The following is a 17,047-nucleotide window of genomic DNA, read 5'->3' as shown; positions in this document are numbered from 1 at the left end:
AGCAACCCGCACTGCCTCACACTGATGCGATGCGGCAGTGCTTCTACTGCATCAGATCAGATCTGTTCGGCACCACAACGCGGGCACCACTTCGACCCTTTGGGCAGCTCGGCTGCACAAATCTGACAATTCACCATTTCGCGTGACACTTCGGTCTGTACGTCCACCGTATTCACGATCGGGTTGTTTTCTTTCCAGTAGCGGATGCGTTCGTCCAGTTCCTGCTGACGCTCACGTTCTCGTTGCATCTCTTCATCTCTGCGACGTTCCCACTCCGCATCGAACGCTTCCTTTTCTTCCTGGGTAAATTCCGTACTGTTATATTCCGATTCCGTTTCCAGATCCGCTATGGACGGAATGACCGTATGATACGGCTCGTCTTCCTCCAGTTCCAATTCAGGTGGCGCATCGTAGAAGTCCGGCTCTGGAGTTTGGGTCTGAGCCACAGCTGCCTCCTGTCTCGCGGCTGTGGTGGCTCCTGCGACTCCTGCAGCTCCTACTGTAGGTGCTGGTGTCTTGAGTTCACCCAACTTGCGTCCGCATTTAGGGCAGAAGTTGGCATCCAGGGAAGCGACGTGTCCACACTCGCACAACCGTTCGTTCTTGAGTTGTGCAATCTTGTTGCGCAGACCATCAATCTCGTCCTGCAATTCGTCGCAGAGCTGCGACAGATCCACCATTTCTTTTTCCGCACGCGTCATATCCTGTGCCCGATAACCCTCATAGAAGATGCGACCCATATCTGTAAAATGGACTTCCTGTTCCTGTTGCAAGCCCACAATCTGGTTGTTCAATTTCCCAATCTCAACGGCGTGCTGGGCACGCTCTGTTGCTTTGTTCGCTCCGTCTTTGATGCGCTGAAGCAGTTTCATGACCATTCCTCCTCTGTCCCGTCAAAACCAATATTATCATTTCAAATTTTAGAGGTTATTCAAAAAGTCCGCTTTTGATTACGAAGGATGCCAGTGGCATCCTCAGCATCGAATATGGGATTCAGCCGAATAAGCATATGCTTACGAAGTATGTTTCCTTCGGAAACATTTTAGTTGCTCACGTAGCTCTCCCTACGCTCCGCTACTCCATTTCTAGCTTCATTCCATCTTCTCGGTACTGAAAACCCGACTTTTTGAACACATACTTGTAGTAAATTAGCATATTACATCTTTCATGCAAAATGCTCAGGCATATAACTTATACGAAATCATGCCAAAAAGTTGCGTAATCTCGTGCAGGTGCCCGTTTATACCGATACTGGATGAAATCGGGGGCTTTCGTCAAGACCATACGTTCGGGTATAATGAAGCTTTGGCCATACTTAACCGCCTGATTAGGCGACTAACACTATCATACCAATTTACAATGCGATTGTGAAAAGGGCAAATGGTTTACTTTTAACCGGGATAGTCCTATCCCTGAATGCATACAGAGGTGGATGAAACATGTTAAGTCCGAACTCAACGTTCTACCCCCGTCCGCTCGGGGTTACCCCGGCGGCGTCCCTGCCCCAGTCCCCGTCTGCTCCGCTGGAGACCAGTCGGCAACTCGTGGGCAATGATCAACAAGATGCCTTTTATTTTCGCTCGCTGGAAGAGGCAGGCATCAAGTTAAACGCACCACAAATCTCGGCAGTCCGTCACGGCAGAGGACCCATTCTGACGCTCGCCGGAGCCGGCTGTGGCAAAACAACTGTGCTGGCTGCAAGAGCTGGCTATCTCATAGAGGTCAGTGGCGTACATGCAGGCAGTATCCTGCTGGTGACGTTCACCAACAAGGCCGCCACCGAGATGAAAGACCGGATCGCGGCTTTGCCAGGAATACGCCCAGCAGCTGCAAGAGCCGTGCAAGCTCGCACCTTCCATTCTTTTGCCCTGACATTGCTGCGTCATTACGGTGTGCAGGAAGAGATCTTTGGCGAGTCGCGAGCCCAGCATACGGTGCTGAAGATGCTTCTTCGCCAAAATGGCATGAGTGAAGCCTTCCAGCCCGAAAGTCTGCTGGCCATGCTGTCCGCATGGAAGATGCAAGGATCGGAAACAACCGATCTGCCTGAGAAATCACAGGAAGAACGCGATGCCAAGCGTGTTCTTCTTGGTTACGAAGCCTGGAAGCAGGATCGCGGCAAAATGGATTTTGATGATATTTTACTACGTGCAGCCGCGCTGCTTCGTGATCCTGCTGTTCTGGGGCCGCTTCAGAAGCGTTTTCAGTACATTATGGTGGATGAGTTCCAGGATACCAATCATCTGCAATATGAGATTGTACAAAAACTGGCTTCTGCCCACCGCAACCTGATGGTTGTGGGAGACGATGACCAGACGATCTATACCTTTAATGGCGCACGCCAGGAATCGATTTTGGAATTCGATAAAGTATACCCAGGTGCACGCATCGTGACGCTGGATATTAATTATCGCAGTGATGCACGCATTCTGGGACTCGGAAGCGAACTGGTCGCCCGCAATAAACGCAGACGTGACAAACGGCTGCGTGCCGCTGGAAACCGCGGCGATGCGCCCCGTTTCGCTACACCCTCCAATGCGGAGGAAGAAGCGGCATGGGTCGTAAACCAGCTGTGTCAACAGGTTGAAGAAGGGCAACACACCTATCGTGACATTGCAATTCTTCACCGGACAGCCAGCAGCAGCCGGGCTGTATTTGAGCAGCTTGTGTTGAAAGATGTGCCTTTTGTACAGCATGGTGCTTCTCCGGTCTTCTATGACCAGTCTCTCATCAGACCCCTGATGGATCATCTGCGTCTGTCTCTTGATCCACGTGCCATGGATGCTCTCCCAAGTGCGCTGGGACCGCTCTATGTATCACGGGATGCAGGGCTGGAGTGGATTCAGCGCTGTGAACAACAACAGGCCAAAAAATATCCGCTCATCCATCTGGTGAAATGGGACAAGCTGAAACCGTTCCAACAGGAACAGGTCAAGGAACGCATTAAGCTGATCAAATCACTGCACAAACTGAAGCCCATCATTGCCATTCAGGAGATGCGCAGACAGTTCTACGACAAGTATATGGAAAGCGGTGATCCCAGCATCTTCACCCATTATAAGGAAACGATGCTGGAAACCCTAGATGAATTCGAAGCTGCTGTCAAAAAATTCGAAACGGTGGAAGAGTTCATTCAATTCGCGGATGAGCTCTCCCGCAGACACCGGGAGATGGAATCTCTGCGCCGTGCACAGGACAGTGACGCGGTACAGCTGATGACCATTCACCGGGCCAAAGGATTGGAGTTCCCTTGTGTGTACTGGATTGGAGCCAGTGAAGGCATTGTGCCTCACAGTACAGCCCTGCGCCAGGATATTCCTGAGGATCAGAAAGCCGCGCTTGCTATGCAGCAGACAGACGCCGAGCTGGACATGGCACTGGAAGAAGAACGCAGACTCGCCTATGTTGCCATCACACGGGCCAAACAGTACTTGTATGTCACCTCACCCGCAAGCCACCACGGAAAGCCAGCGGATGTGTCACGCTTCCTGCTTGAAGCCTTCGGCATGGAAGTTCCGGACAAACGCAAACCTCGTGAGGAGAGCAGGACGAGCGGTCAGACTTCAAATGGTAAAGGTAATGGACCGTATGCCCGCTCGGGCTCAGGTACTCGCTCCGAAGGACGTGATGTGGCACAGCGCCGTGCCATCAGCCACAGTGACCGTCGTGACTTCGAGGTCCACAACGAACGTGACGAGGATCGCCTTGGTGAACGACGTGGCAGTGGTGAAATTCGCAACCATAAGGCATTTAGTACCACAGGTGTGAGACCGACAGCTGCGAGTTCCTCCAGTTCACAGTCGCATACTTCAGGTTCAGGTAATGCTGAGCGTACGGAGACCGTTGCGATCTGGAAATGCAGTTCGTCCACCTGCAAAGCGTGGCTAAGACAGAAGCCGGCTGTACCTTCAAAAGCAACCAAGAAGGCATCATCAGGCCCTCCCGCCTGTCCCCTGTGCTCAGGATCGATGGAGGCCGGTACTCGTCAGGTTCCCGTAACGGGGAGATTTGGGAAATAACTCAAAGGAAGAGGTCCCTTATGGAGTTAGAGATGATTATTAAAGAGCGGATTCAAGAAAGATTCGACACCCTACAGGAATTGTACGATATTTGGTTTACCGAAAATCCGGCTTATATCGCTCCCAAAGAAAAACTTTTTCCACAAGCACATATTGAGCGACTTAGAACCATTACTTATCTATTGGATAAAGGGTTCATCGTCGTTAATCCCGTTAAAGATGAACCATCTCTCGTGTCAGTCAGTATTACAGTAGATGGAATTGATTTTTTTGAACAAAGTCGATTAGAAGGAAAAGGTAATGGCTGGTCATATGTGACTGAACATGTGGATGAGTAAATAACACACGAGCATAGTAGCTCGTTTCAGGGCGCTTTTTGCTGTTTATTAACAGTAGAAGCGTCTTTTTTCCATTTCAGAATGGAGGTTGGATTATGCAGGACGGCAAACAACATCTGTATGTATCGGTAACACATAATCTTATTGAGCAAACACAGAACGAATCTACACCCTTTGAAGTGTTGGTGGATGATGAACAGTTGGGCCGATTGAAAGATCTGATGAAGGTGCTTGAGGATGATGATGCCTATACCTTGCAACGGGCTCCGGTACCCTACAAGTCGGCAGATCATGATGAGGCAACAGAGCAATTTTCGGATGGCATGACCTTGCTGTACACTTTTCTGTACGACCATGGCACGCCGAACACCCGGCAGGCGATCGAGAGCATGAACGTGCTTCCGAGGCTGCAGGATACGGATTACGATGACCCAGGGTACGAGAATTCACCATTGAACAAATGACAAGATGCCAAAAAGCATGCGCAACCGCAGATCACGCGGAAGACGCATGCTTTTGTTATATGCAGGACAACAGGAACGGGAATGGATTTAATCCAGACGAATCTCCTGCCCTTTCTCAGCCGATTCGTAGATTCCGCATAGCATGCGCGTGGAAGTCACACCATCCGCGATTGGACTGATCGGTTCTGTACCGTTCAGACAACAATCCACAAAGTGGTCAATCTGGTTCTGGAATGCACTATGAATATGGAGACCCGTATTATCCGTCTGGGGTTCAATATTCAGAATGGTATTATTTTTCTCCGTGACGATCAGCGTCTCTGGCTCCAGTTCAAATCCGCCGTGCTCGCCATACAGTTTCACGGAAGACTCATCCTTACGTGCATGCAGGGTAAAGCTCACATCCACTGCCAGCGAAGCCCCGTTCTCAAACCGAATGAGCGCATTCGCCATATCTTCCACATCATTTACAGCTGCGCTGTAGTCGGCTGCCTTGTAAAAAGAAAGATGTTCGATATGGGCACGATTGCCCAGCTTCCGATACGTATTACCACTGACCGAAACAGGTTTCGGTCTGCCCATCAGATACCAGCATTGGTCGATAATATGTACGCCCAGATCAATTAGGGGGCCTCCGCCCGAACGGCTTTTGTCAGCGAACCAACCGCCTGGATTGCCGTGACGCCGCAGAATGGAAGCTTTGGCATAATACAGTTCACCAAACTCCCCGGCATCAATGAATCTGCGCATCATCTGCATATTGTTATCATAACGCCGCACAAATCCAACGATAAACGTACGTCCACTCTTCTTCACCGCTTCTTCAATCCGCAGTGCATCTTCCACATTGGTTGTGACCGGTTTCTCCAGCAGTACATGCTTGCCTGCCTCCAGTGCAGCAATGGCAAACTCGGCGTGTGTATTATTCCAGGTACAGATACTGACGGCATCCACATGCGGGTCCTCCAGCATCTCCCGATAATCGGTGTACACGGATTGAGCATCATACTTCTGTGCAGCAGCCTTAGCCCGTTCTTCGTTCAGATCGCAGATCGCATAGATGACAGCATCCTCATTTTTGGCGTAACACCTCATATGAAGATCCGAGATTGATCCCGTACCGATCATTCCAATGTGTAGCATTTGTTTCGTGCTCATCTTCGTCCTCCCTTCCTTTTACACAACTTCCAGAACATCATTATCGTCTAGTCTGCCCGCAGCATACCTTCGTAAATACCCGGCGTTGAATTTTCGATCTTCACGGCACCCAATGTTCGGGCATAGAAATCCACAGGTCCCGCTGATCCGATAATGGCATACCCGTACCCATCCGCCTTCATCGCATGCATACAGGCCAGTAACAAGGCTGTGCCTACACCTTTGCCCCGTGCATCCTGGCTCACACCTGTGGGTCCAAAGAAGTTGCGGCATGTCGCTTCGTAACAGGCAAAACCAATCATTTTCCCATGCTCAACCGCAATATAACAGGACACGGGCTGACGTGCAAAAGCGACATCACATTCATCCACCCAAGCCTGGCTAAAATGTGACCTTACCCAATCCAGTACAAGCTGTTTCTCTGGGGCAATGGCTCTTCGAATCACAATGGAGGATTCCTCCAGCATTCTCAGTCCACTCTCTTGTTCCGGCAAACGATAGAGCGCTACCAACATATCACTCATCTAATTCGTTCCTCCTCGTACTTGAATGTGAAATGGGACAAAGGTTAGGCCACTTACCTGAAATTAACCTGATCCTGCTGCTGATAACCTGGAATACATGCGAACTTTCAAAACTAAACTAACATGCTGTTTACATTCAATGCATTCCAACTGCAACAATGGATCAAGTTGTCCCGTCTATAAACATGTAGCGCGGCCTTAAGGAAGATTTTACCGCGTCAGTACACAGATTAGAAGGGATGAATATTGATGAACAACAACATGAAAAAAGTAAGTGCACTGATGGCCCTATCCATGGCATTGGGTGGTGGAGCCGCTTATGCAGCAACACTGGACAACACACAACCAGTCCATCAAACATCCGTTTCAGCAGATAGTAACGCAGTGAGTGTAGTAAACGTATCCGTGAATGGTGCATCCATCTCTGATGGTTATTGGAATAAGGATGGCAAAGTAGCCATGATCCCGCTGCGTGATCTTACCGACGCACTGGGTATTGAACTGGAATGGAATAAAGAAACTAAAACTGCAGAGCTGACTCGTGGTGCTCTCTGGACACAGGTAATCACAGGCAAGGATCAATATTCCGTGAATAAAATGCTGCTCACGCTGGGCACAGCGCCCGAAATCACAGGCGGCAAATTGTATGTACCGGCTGCTTTTGCTGAGAAAGCACTGCATGGACAAGTGAACACAACGGGGAATCAAGTGACTATCTCCAGTGAAGAGGACGTGAAGACGGTTACTGAACGTGGTGTAATTACCAGAATCTCGAACCAAGATAAATATAAGTCCATCCAGATTGGCGGTGCAGGTACGGATGGTATTGTGCTCAATCTGAGCGATGAGACGAAATTCATCTCAGTTGAGGGGAAAGAGATTGCACTGACTGATCTGGCCATTGGCATGAACGTGGAAGCTGAGCATTCCCAGATCACTACTCGCAGTCTACCACCACAAACGCCGACCTATAAAGTCACTGTACTGGATGCGGCTACAGCATCTGAAGCACAACCTAAAGAGCTTCTGGGTACAGCGGGTACAATTGAAAATGTAAAAACTGCAGAAGGCCTTATCTCACAAATTGAGATTACAGGCACACGGTTAACAGAAACAGCTCCTGACCATGTCGTGCTGAACATCGACAAAGACACACTGATCGTGAACCACGAAGGTGAAACGGTAAAAGCTGAAGAACTGACCAAAGATGCCAAAGTTATCGGCTTTTACAGCCCTGTGCTGACACGCAGCCTGCCTCCAATCGGAACAGCATGGAAAGTAGTTGTGGAAGCACCTGCAGCAGAACTGGAAGCGAAATAATACGGTTAGTGAAAAGCGCGGGTTAAACATATGCTGAGACTTTATATTGCAAAATGCATGTATCTTCTACCATGTGTTGTATTGAGTGTGGCACATCATGATGACCAGCCAGCAGCTATACAGCTAGTCTAATCAAAATAACCTTATCCGCCTGTCTTCTGGCAGGCATGGATAAGGTTATTTTTTTAGTTTATGGAGTTATTTTTTGTGACTATTAGTGATACAATTATTCCGGTTTACCTTCATCTTCAACAATCGCTTCCACTTCAATCTCAACCATCAACAAAGGATCAATGAGTGCGCTAACTTCAACCATGGTGGCTACAGGCTGGATCTGTCCAAAAAATTCACCGTGCGCCTTGCCAACTTCCTCCCATCTGGAGATATCGGTCACAAACATCCGGGTTCTCACCACATGCGACATGTCAGCACCCAACTCTTTCAGTGCGTTCTCAATCGTCTGCAAAATGAACCTCGTCTGTGCATAAGGATCACCTGCACCAACAACCACACCCTCTTGCATCGCCGTTGTCCCTGCCACTTCAATTCGGTTACCTACACGGATGGCACGGCAATATCCCACCAACGGTTCCCATGGGGAGCCCGTAAAAACCTGCTGTCTGCTCATTCTCTCGTCCCTCGCTTTGGTTGTATTTGTCTCTTCGGATTAAACATGAATTATATCAGTCTATCATCATCTAAAACAATGGAATGAAGTTTAATTCCATCTTAATTCCAACATCATTTTTGAACAGAAAAAAATCCCCTGAATCACTGCCCATTGGTTAGATCAAGGACGGTTCATTCGGGGATTTTATGAGAATTAGTATCTTTTCCTTAAGGATAAAACATCCGCATTACAACTTGATATTAGCCTCATCGAAGTATTCTTCCAGAGTTAATCCACTCTTCGCTACATCCAATGCCAAATCCGTACCGATGTATCGGATATGCCAAGGCTCATAGACGTAACCTGTTGTATCTTCTTCACCTTGCAGATAACGGATGACATATCCATATTCTGCAGCGTGTTCAGCCAGCCACTGTCCTTCCTTCGATGTGCCAAATACCTCTTCCAGCACATTGCCTACACTCGGACTGGATACATCAATGGCCAGACCCGTCTGATGTTCACTTCTGCCGGGTACAGAGCTCACGCGATCTGTGTACTCTTGACCTTTGGTTTTGACATTGTTGTTGTAGATGGATACCTGACGCTGATATGAACGATAGCCCGACACCGCACGAAGCTCAATGCCATCCGCCTTTGCACCTGCAAACAACTTCTCCAGGGCCTCCGCAGCTTCCTTGCGCATATGGCGCTTCTCATGTGGTTCGTCGAAGGAGAACGGTACATTCGGCTCTACCAGATCGTCCGGCTCGTACCCTTCTGGCAGACTGCGTTGCTTGTTGACAATGACGGTCATAGACTCGGCATTCGTCACCACGGATTGTGCATCAATCGTCGTTTGCAGTGCGCTGACGCTGCGCTTCTCCAGCAATGGATCTTCGGCTGTCGCACCATTGCCATCGTCTGAAGAACCCTGCTCTTCGCCAGCTGAACCATTATCTGATTCACTGCTTGTGCCCTCATCGCTGTTGCCAGAAGATGACGTATCATCACCACCAGCATTGTCGCCGTCCGTTCCCTTATCCTCCGTAAAATGAACCGTTGTGCCGTCCGACTCTTGTTGTGTGTTACCTGCTCCATTCGGATCCTGACTCTCCTCTGTGCCATTCTGGCAAGCGGCAAGCAATGCTCCGCATATCATTAATGAGGACAGCATAACCACAATCCGGCGCTGTCTTCCTGTACGTGATTTCATATAAAAACTCCTATCGCAATAATATAAATGTTATATAGTTGTCTGCGTGCAGTGTTCCCTGCGACAGTATACCTTAATTGGGAGTGAAGCTCCACCTGTAAAGACCTCCTTTAGAAGAGATCCGGATGAATATATATGGGCTGCACAGCTTGTATGATCGTTTTTTGGACTTTTAGAGCAACATCCCAGTGCTGTGCACAATAGAAGTGAAATGGGAATACACCTTCATATATCCAATGTGCAAAATTCAAAATGTGATTATAAATTATGCAATAAAAACAAGCAGGGGTGATCTGAGATCTCCCCCGCTCTGATGGGTGCATCATTTGATTGCCGGGCTGTCCTTCTTCTTCTGGACAGCCTGCCACATCCGCGCGGCTACACGCTCACGGATCAAGTCCAGCCCTGCGGTGGCTGGCACGCCAGGCAGCAGCGCCGTCAGCTCCGGCAACGCCGGCGGCTTGCCTGGCTGCGCGAGGCGCACCTCAACGGCGCCAAAGCCCGGCCCCGGCTGGTGCATGGCGCCGTCCGCGGCGGCCTCGGCGATCCACTCGCCAACGGCTGCGCCGCCTTCGCCGCCCCGCACTTGCGGGCGGCCAGCCGTTTCCGCTGCGCGGCCGGGGCCGCTGGGATCATGGGCGAGTTCCTCCGCCCATGCCCCCAGCACGCCGGCGAGCAGCGCTTCGCGCGGCAGGCCGGCGTGCGCCAGCTGCAGCAGCGGCTCGGCCGCGAGGCGCGCGGCTACGGCGCGCTCAGCGGCCGCGGCATGCGCGCAGCCTGGGCGGCCGCAGGTGCATGCCACGGCCGCGCTGGCCGTGGCTGCGCCTGGCGAGCCCTCAGGCGCGAGCGTTGCCGGCAGTAGCCCGGCAAGCTCCTCAGGCGCCGGGCCGCCGCGCAGCAGGGCGTACAGCGTCAGCGGGCGCTCGCGTAGCTGCGCCAGTACAGCCTCGCGCTGGGCTTCGCTCAGTCGCGCTGGCGTTCCCTTAACCGTGAACATGCCTGCGGCTGATCCGGTCTTGCCCTCAGCAGCGGAAGCGGAAACGGAGACTTCCTGGTCCGCATCCGCTGCTGTATTCACTTCTGCTGTCCATCCACCGGGGGACATATGCAGCTCGATCTTCCATTTTTCGCTCACAACAATCCCCCTTTCTCAACATCTATATTCTCCTGATCTTTCAAGGTCACAGCCACGTCTCACCCTGAAGCGAGATCAGACCACGCAGCTCATCATCCGACATCTCTGTCAGCCAGTTCTCACCTGAACCGACGACCTGCTCGGACAGTGCCTTCTTGCTCTCAATCAGTTCATCAATCCGTTCCTCCAGCGTTCCCTGACAGATCAGCTTGTGCACCTGCACGTTGCGATTCTGCCCAATTCGGAATACACGGTCCGTCGCCTGGTTCTCGACCGCGGGATTCCACCACCGATCATAGTGAACCACGTGACTCGCACGTGTCAGATTCAGACCCACACCTCCGGCACGAAGAGATAGAACAAACATGGACGGCCCCTCTCCTTTTTGGAAAGTCTCCACCATATCGTCCCTCTGTGCCTTCGACACACCACCATGCAGGAAATACGGCTCTTCCTCATATCGCTGTTTCAATCGTGCTACCAGCAGATCTCCCATAGCAACATATTGAGTGAAGATCAGGGCAGATTCCCCGTTATCGCGGATGGCGTCCAGCAGTTCAAGCAATCGTTCCATCTTACCAGATGCCTCCGCCTTGCCGTGGTCTTTCCGATTACTGTCCGCCAGCACTGGATGGTCACAGATCTGCTTGAGCTTGGTCAGAGACGATAGAACAATCCCCTTCCGGGCAATGCCGTTTCTGCCATCCAGGCCCCCCATCAGATCGTCTACCACACGTTGGTACAACACCGTCTGCTCCGGCGTCAGCGAACAATAGGATTTCAGTTCAAGCTTCTCTGGCAGATCCTTGCGAATATCCGGATCACTTTTCAGCCTGCGCAGCATGAATGGAGATACCAGTCGATGAAGCTCACGCAAGGATGCTGCATTTTCTTCGGATGGTCCCAGTCCCGTATAACGCTGACGGAACGATGAAGCTGTGCCCAGATACCCCGGATTGAGGAACTGGAAAATGGACCAGAGTTCGCTCAGTCGGTTCTCTACAGGTGTGCCCGTCATCGCAATACGATGAAGTGTAGACAGACGCATCACACTTTGCGCTTGCTTGGTACGGTAGTTCTTAATATATTGAGCCTCATCCAGCACAATGGTGGACCAGTGTAACGAAGCCAGATCCGGCCCATCTCTGCCTGCCAGATGATAGGTGGTGAGTACAATGTCATGCGTCTGCGCTTCTGCCTGGAATTCGTTCCCGTGCAACCGTTGTCCGCCATGGTGAATGTACAGCGACAGATCCGGGGCAAACCGTTTCAGTTCACGCTGCCAGTTCCCAAGCAACGAGGTGGGACACACAATGAGCGCAGGCAGATGAACGGGCTGCATATTCGTGTGCTCAGTTGCCATGAATGAATCATCTGATTCGTTCAATATGTCATTCTCACGCGCTTCCTCTTCGGCTGCCTGCCGTTCCTCGTGTTTTCGATCCAGCAGACAGGTAATTACCTGAATTGTCTTTCCTAGTCCCATATCGTCCGCGAGACATACGCCGAAGCCCAGCTCACGCATAGCGGATAACCATTGGTAACCCCGTTCCTGATAAGGTCGTAATTCACCATGCAATTCTGCCGGAACCTGACGGGGCTCAATACTGCGAAGCACCTGTCCATCGAGCAGGAAAGCGAGCAACCCATCGGATTCTGCACCGAAGACGGAAAGCCCCTTCCATGCGGAATCCTCCCCTTCATCCGCAGCCAGATGCAGCCATTCGGAGAGAGGCATATATTGTTCTTCTTCTTTTTTCATATAACGCAGGACTTGGCGAATCTCTTTCGTATCCACTTCAATCCATTCACCGCGGAACATGACATATGGAACAGTCGATTCAGCGAGCGCTGCCAGTTCCTCCGCCGTGACCGGTTTACCATCCAGCATAGGCTCCGCTTTGAAAGCAACCAATTGTTCCATGCCAAGTGCCGATGTGGCTCCAGGCAACCGCTCTGTTCCCTGATTCAACATCTGCAGACGCAGTCCCGCACGGCGTTTCCCGGCACGACTCCATTTGGAAGGCATGAGAACGGTTATCCCGGCCTTTTGCAGACGCGGAACGGCATGCGTAAGAAATTCAAAGAAACCCTGCTGCTCCAGCTTGATTCCCTCTGGACGAGGTGTGAGCAGCGCTGTCTCCAGTTCAGGTGCCAGTTCTGCTGCATGCCCGAGTGCCATCAACAACTGTTCTGCCGCCGAGGTATATAACACTTTCCCCCGGTCGAGATCACGCTCCGGATGTGCCCAGATGGTACGTACAGGCAACCTCAGGCTCGTTTCCTGCTCACTGTCCACCCAAAAGCTGATTCCCCAGATCGTTTCATGCTCACCCAGCGGCGGCTCCAGCCGGAGCACCAGCTTCAATTGGCCCTCGGCAGGCGCCATTTCTTCTGCTCCTACGACCGGCATCGTGGTTCCACCGGCATCCTGTAACGTATGAATAAAGGCTGTCATATCATCCGTAGGTCCTTGCACCGTTACAGGTCGGAACATCGAGATCAGACTGTTCCACCAGAGCTCACCTACTGGCGAAGATCCACGTCGATATGGCGTGCGGTAACGGGATAGCTCACTGTCCATCCCCTCCAGCTCACTCGTGACCACAGCATGAATCATGCCACTCATGAATGAAAATAATACCGCCGCACCTGCTTCCTCACGTGTTTCCGGTTCCAATGAAGCATAGGCCCCGGGAGCAGCCAATCCAATAGGAGGCATCGCTTCAGCAAGATCGCGGAAGCGTTCAATGTCCTCCTCTGACTGCAAACGTGGCCGCCATACTCCTGTCAATGTCTCTTGCCCGGTCCGTCGACGTGCGCCCGTCTTTGCTGCGAATTCAGCCGATGGAGCAATTGCCCCTCGCAACAGCAGCTCCTGTGTGAACTGCGCCGCTTTGATCCAGTAACGCATCTCTTCTCCCACCTGAATTCCGGCTGCATTGAACAAACGGTCATCCCATTGCAGCAGCAACCTGAAAGCATCCTTGGGCAGGACTGCCAAGCCCTCCAATGTGCGTCCCAGCAGTTGACGCCGCTTCGTGTTCTTGGCTTCAGCCGTGTTCCTCAGCGGATTCGGCCAGCGCAGCTCTGCAAGACGCAGAGCTGCAGGCTGAAACAGACGACCCCCGTCGCCAAAATTCAACCTTCTTACCACGTGGCTCCATGCATCCACACGCGGTTCCGATGTTTCACCGGAAAAACAAAAAAATACGTCACCAAGCCATACTCCATACAGCGATTGCATCATTAAAGTCTCCCGTCATCCCTTCGCATTGTTACTCTCCATCATATACGAAAATGACCGGATTTAAAAACCTTTACCCATAAAAAGTGGTTTTGCGGCACAAAAAAATGTCCCTTCTCCCGAAAAGCGGATGAGGAACATTTGGGTCAACCGAAGGATAATACTGAATGTTGAAAGAATTACGGATCGTTACATTACGATGATCTGATCAAGCTGCCCAGCAATACATCCAGGTTCAAAATGCCTGCACGATGGTCTTCACAGAACCCGATCTTGTCAAAAACACCAAGCATGAAACGGCGGTGTTCCTCAGCTGGTTCCTCAAAACGATCGTAACTTACAACAGAATCGACCATATCTACGATCAGCGGCACGAATCCACCTTTGTAAGGCACAACAATAATACGTGTAGAAGAGGTATCCTCCTGGTCCGGCATGCCTAACAATACACGAAGACTCACAACCGAAACGACCTTACCATACAACGAAGCAAAGCCCCGGATCTCCGGACTTCCAAATGGAACTGTTGTTACCTGCACCATTCTGATGATCTCATGAACTTCATCAATTCGAAGTGCAAATATCTGGTCTCCTACTGAAAAATTAATATATTGCATTCCCTCGTCCATAATTATCCCCATACCCTCTCATTCCGTATAATCAGATCCATGTAAAATATTAAAATAAAACTACAAGAAGAGCACTTTATTTGGCAAAGTGACCTGCTTGTGGTTCACATTCACCAAGTCACCACAGGTACTTTCGTCCCATTAGTTGTTACTTTGGTGTATCGGTTATTTTCAAGCAAATGTTTAGGCTTCAGATCAATTTAGCCAACTTCAATAGACGTTGCATTACCGGTTGCTGTCTTTGATCCGTTCATTTGTTTGTGCCCATGCAGCGACTTGATTCTCATCCGTTCAGTTCCTCTACCAAAGGCCATATAAAATCACAGCATAAACTACCGATATAAATAGTATATACAGGATCAGAAAAGAGGAAAATCATGACGCTCAAAACCAAAGTTATTATCATCGTCACCACCATCTGTATTCTGCTCGCAGCGCCACTTAGCTATATCGCTTTGTACGTGATTGAAAAGCAAGCGACAGAATCCGTGGATAATGAGTTGCAAAGCACAGTCCAACAAGCAGTAACAGAAGTCAATGGATGGGCTCTGGCTCAAGCCAAAGTCATTGAAACACTGGGCAAAGTCATTGATGATACGGTACCACTCAATGAGATCAGCATGGAGCATCTGCAAGCTTTCCAACTGGCCTCCAACAAAGAGGATATCGCCACCATTTATTTCGGTCTCGAAGACGGTACATATCTAGACGGAGCAGGTTTTATCCCGGATGCAACCTTCGATGCACGCGAGCGTCCATGGTACGTGGCCATTAAAGCGTCGAATCAACTCACGTTCAGTGATGCTTATGTCACCAAGGCCGGCATACAGTCCATATTTATCGGTGTGCCGCTACATGACGAGAATGGGAATTTCCAAGGTGCCATATCGGAAAATATCTCACTCGATTCCATTAAGGATGAGATTAATTCGATCCATACAGATAACGGATTTACCTTTTTGCTGGACCAGAAGGGTGTTGTGCTCTCACATCCGAATCAAGAGCTGTTGAATACACCTCTTGCCGAACAAAGTGACTATACCGATATTGTGGGCACGATGCTTAAGCAACCTAACGGATTGTCGGAATACACGTATAATAACGATCGGCAGTTAATCTATTACGAGAAAATTCCGAATACCAACTGGATTGTGGCAACCTCCATCTCCAAAGCAGCAGCCTTGGCGGAATTCACCAAGACAAGACAGCTGTATCTGGCGTTTATCGTTATTTTCACTGTGATTCTGGCAGCTCTGGCCTACTTCTTCGCACTCAGAACGATTAAACCCCTGCTGAATATGAAGAATAGTGCACAACAATTGGCCGCAGGAGATCTTACGGTGCAAGTTGCCGTCAAAGGTAAAGATGAAATCGCCCAGTTAGGCACTTCTTTCAATGCCATGTCCACTTCTCTGCGTCAATTGATTCAACAAGTGGATCACTCCGCACAGCAAGTACAGACCTCTTCTCAAACGATGTATAAGGAAGCTTCCGGCAGCAATGAAATTGCAGGCCAGATTTCCACAGTCATTGAAGAGATTGCCAAGGGTGCAGGCGAACAGGCTGAATCCATCCAATCCGGTGCAGAGATGGTATCTGGCATAAATCAAGTCATTGATCAGATTACAGATGAGGCTTATCAAGCTTCGCAAACCATACTGGATGTTACTCAGGCCATGGAAAGCGGTACAAGTGCTATCAGCCGCCAGATGGATCTTTCTGAAGTCGGACAACAATCCACGACTCGGGTCGAAACATCCAATGAACTACTACTTAGCAAAATTGGAGCAATCTCCGAAATTACGGGCAGTATTCAGAATATTGCGGCCCAAACCAATCTGCTGGCCTTGAATGCATCTATTGAAGCTGCCCGTGCTGGAGAGCATGGCAGAGGATTCGCGGTGGTGGCGGGTGAGGTTCGCAAACTGGCAGAACAGTCCTCCCAGTCTGTAGCGGGTATCGATCAGCTGTTGAATGATCTGAATCATGCAGGTCAGCAAAGTGCAGCAGAGCTGGAGCAATTCAGGTTGAATAGTTCAGCGCAATCTGACTCTATGGCAGAGACGTCGGCTTCTTTTGAGAATATCCGTCAGTCCATCGAGGAGATTATTCATCAGATCAATTCCATTACTTCGGGCATGAACAGTATCAAATCAGGTGCTGCTCAGGTCTCTGAAGTCATTACAGGGCTCGCAGCGGTTGCCGAGCAAAGTGCAGCTTCGACCGAAGAAGCTGCGTCTTCGACCACGGAGCAATCCGAGTCCATTGGTAATATCGCAGATGCCGCCAAAGCATTATCGGATCATGCGGATCAGTTGCTATTGGAAGTCAGTCGTTTCAATACGGAGAGTAAGTAACCTGACATTCAATCTCATTATTTTCGTTGC

Annotated in this window: 13 protein-coding genes; 5 read left to right on the top strand and 8 right to left on the bottom strand. The window is 50.3% G+C overall.

All coding sequences use genetic code 11. The features are described from left to right. Positions 1-56 precede the first annotated feature (56 nt). The gene (locus tag WFI24_RS22095) at positions 57-872 is read right to left on the bottom strand and encodes a zinc ribbon domain-containing protein (RefSeq protein WP_091038323.1); all 816 of its coding nucleotides are present in this window, start codon (positions 870-872) and stop codon (positions 57-59) included. A 567-nt stretch (positions 873-1,439) separates the two neighbouring features. Between WFI24_RS22095 and WFI24_RS22090 the strand changes: the two genes are divergently transcribed. The 3 genes from WFI24_RS22090 (at position 1,440) to WFI24_RS22080 (ending at position 4,821) form a co-directional block, all read left to right on the top strand. Further along, complete coding sequence (locus WFI24_RS22090) at positions 1,440-4,019, top strand: UvrD-helicase domain-containing protein (protein ID WP_336764238.1); 2,580 nt, start codon at positions 1,440-1,442, stop codon at positions 4,017-4,019. 20 nt (positions 4,020-4,039) lie between these two features. Continuing rightward, positions 4,040-4,357 carry a hypothetical protein gene (locus tag WFI24_RS22085; RefSeq protein ID WP_336764237.1) on the top strand — a complete coding sequence of 106 codons (318 nt, stop codon included), beginning with the start codon at positions 4,040-4,042 and terminating at the stop codon, positions 4,355-4,357. Positions 4,358-4,452: 95 nt separating this feature from the next. Continuing rightward, on the top strand, positions 4,453-4,821 hold the full coding sequence (locus tag WFI24_RS22080; protein ID WP_336764236.1) for a hypothetical protein: 369 nt from the start codon (positions 4,453-4,455) through the stop codon (positions 4,819-4,821). A gap of 87 nt (positions 4,822-4,908) precedes the next feature. Here WFI24_RS22080 and WFI24_RS22075 read toward each other — a convergent pair whose 3' ends face one another. After that, on the bottom strand, positions 4,909-5,979 hold the full coding sequence (locus tag WFI24_RS22075; RefSeq protein WP_336764235.1) for a Gfo/Idh/MocA family protein: 1,071 nt from the start codon (positions 5,977-5,979) through the stop codon (positions 4,909-4,911). A 47-nt stretch (positions 5,980-6,026) separates the two neighbouring features. Then, positions 6,027-6,503, bottom strand: coding sequence for a GNAT family N-acetyltransferase (locus WFI24_RS22070; RefSeq protein ID WP_036668593.1), 477 nt, complete (start codon positions 6,501-6,503; stop codon positions 6,027-6,029). A 249-nt stretch (positions 6,504-6,752) separates the two neighbouring features. Between WFI24_RS22070 and WFI24_RS22065 the strand changes: the two genes are divergently transcribed. Beyond that, positions 6,753-7,823: a copper amine oxidase N-terminal domain-containing protein gene (locus tag WFI24_RS22065; RefSeq protein WP_336764234.1), complete on the top strand. Its 1,071-nt coding sequence runs from the start codon at positions 6,753-6,755 to the stop codon at positions 7,821-7,823. Positions 7,824-8,049: 226 nt separating this feature from the next. On the opposite strand, the gene WFI24_RS22060 is transcribed toward WFI24_RS22065, so the two are convergent. The 5 genes from WFI24_RS22060 to WFI24_RS22040 form a co-directional block, all read right to left on the bottom strand. After that, entirely contained in the window at positions 8,050-8,451 is a 402-nt protein-coding gene (locus tag WFI24_RS22060; protein WP_336764233.1) for a RidA family protein, read from the bottom strand. A gap of 229 nt (positions 8,452-8,680) precedes the next feature. Next, positions 8,681-9,649 (bottom strand): M15 family metallopeptidase, encoded by a 969-nt coding sequence (locus WFI24_RS22055; RefSeq protein ID WP_336764232.1) that lies wholly within the window; start codon positions 9,647-9,649, stop codon positions 8,681-8,683. A gap of 322 nt (positions 9,650-9,971) precedes the next feature. Then, a complete protein-coding gene (locus WFI24_RS22050) occupies positions 9,972-10,784 on the bottom strand; it encodes a hypothetical protein (RefSeq protein WP_336764231.1) in 813 nt (270 codons plus the stop codon). Positions 10,785-10,830: 46 nt separating this feature from the next. Then, on the bottom strand, positions 10,831-14,034 hold the full coding sequence (locus WFI24_RS22045) for a DEAD/DEAH box helicase (protein WP_336764230.1): 3,204 nt from the start codon (positions 14,032-14,034) through the stop codon (positions 10,831-10,833). Positions 14,035-14,225: 191 nt separating this feature from the next. After that, on the bottom strand, positions 14,226-14,660 hold the full coding sequence (locus WFI24_RS22040) for a chemotaxis protein CheW (RefSeq protein WP_186327950.1): 435 nt from the start codon (positions 14,658-14,660) through the stop codon (positions 14,226-14,228). A 377-nt stretch (positions 14,661-15,037) separates the two neighbouring features. On the opposite strand from WFI24_RS22040, the gene WFI24_RS22035 reads away from it, so the two are divergent. Beyond that, the gene (locus WFI24_RS22035; protein WP_336764229.1) at positions 15,038-17,017 is read left to right on the top strand and encodes a methyl-accepting chemotaxis protein; all 1,980 of its coding nucleotides are present in this window, start codon (positions 15,038-15,040) and stop codon (positions 17,015-17,017) included. Positions 17,018-17,047: the final 30 nt, after the last annotated feature.

Origin of the sequence: Paenibacillus sp. USHLN196 (assembly GCF_037144955.1) — a bacterium.
In the GTDB taxonomy this organism is placed as follows: domain Bacteria; phylum Bacillota; class Bacilli; order Paenibacillales; family Paenibacillaceae; genus Paenibacillus; species Paenibacillus xylanexedens_C.
This window is presented reverse-complemented; position numbering and strand designations above follow the sequence as displayed.

Coding starts and splice junctions, on each gene's coding strand:
- WFI24_RS22095 (WP_091038323.1), bottom strand. CDS start 872: ATGAAACTGCTTCAGCGCATCAAAGACGGAGCGAACAAAGCAACAGAG.
- WFI24_RS22090 (WP_336764238.1), top strand. CDS start 1,440: ATGTTAAGTCCGAACTCAACGTTCTACCCCCGTCCGCTCGGGGTTACC.
- WFI24_RS22085 (WP_336764237.1), top strand. CDS start 4,040: ATGGAGTTAGAGATGATTATTAAAGAGCGGATTCAAGAAAGATTCGAC.
- WFI24_RS22080 (WP_336764236.1), top strand. CDS start 4,453: ATGCAGGACGGCAAACAACATCTGTATGTATCGGTAACACATAATCTT.
- WFI24_RS22075 (WP_336764235.1), bottom strand. CDS start 5,979: ATGAGCACGAAACAAATGCTACACATTGGAATGATCGGTACGGGATCA.
- WFI24_RS22070 (WP_036668593.1), bottom strand. CDS start 6,503: ATGAGTGATATGTTGGTAGCGCTCTATCGTTTGCCGGAACAAGAGAGT.
- WFI24_RS22065 (WP_336764234.1), top strand. CDS start 6,753: ATGAACAACAACATGAAAAAAGTAAGTGCACTGATGGCCCTATCCATG.
- WFI24_RS22060 (WP_336764233.1), bottom strand. CDS start 8,451: ATGAGCAGACAGCAGGTTTTTACGGGCTCCCCATGGGAACCGTTGGTG.
- WFI24_RS22055 (WP_336764232.1), bottom strand. CDS start 9,649: ATGAAATCACGTACAGGAAGACAGCGCCGGATTGTGGTTATGCTGTCC.
- WFI24_RS22045 (WP_336764230.1), bottom strand. CDS start 14,034: ATGATGCAATCGCTGTATGGAGTATGGCTTGGTGACGTATTTTTTTGT.
- WFI24_RS22040 (WP_186327950.1), bottom strand. CDS start 14,660: ATGGACGAGGGAATGCAATATATTAATTTTTCAGTAGGAGACCAGATA.
- WFI24_RS22035 (WP_336764229.1), top strand. CDS start 15,038: ATGACGCTCAAAACCAAAGTTATTATCATCGTCACCACCATCTGTATT.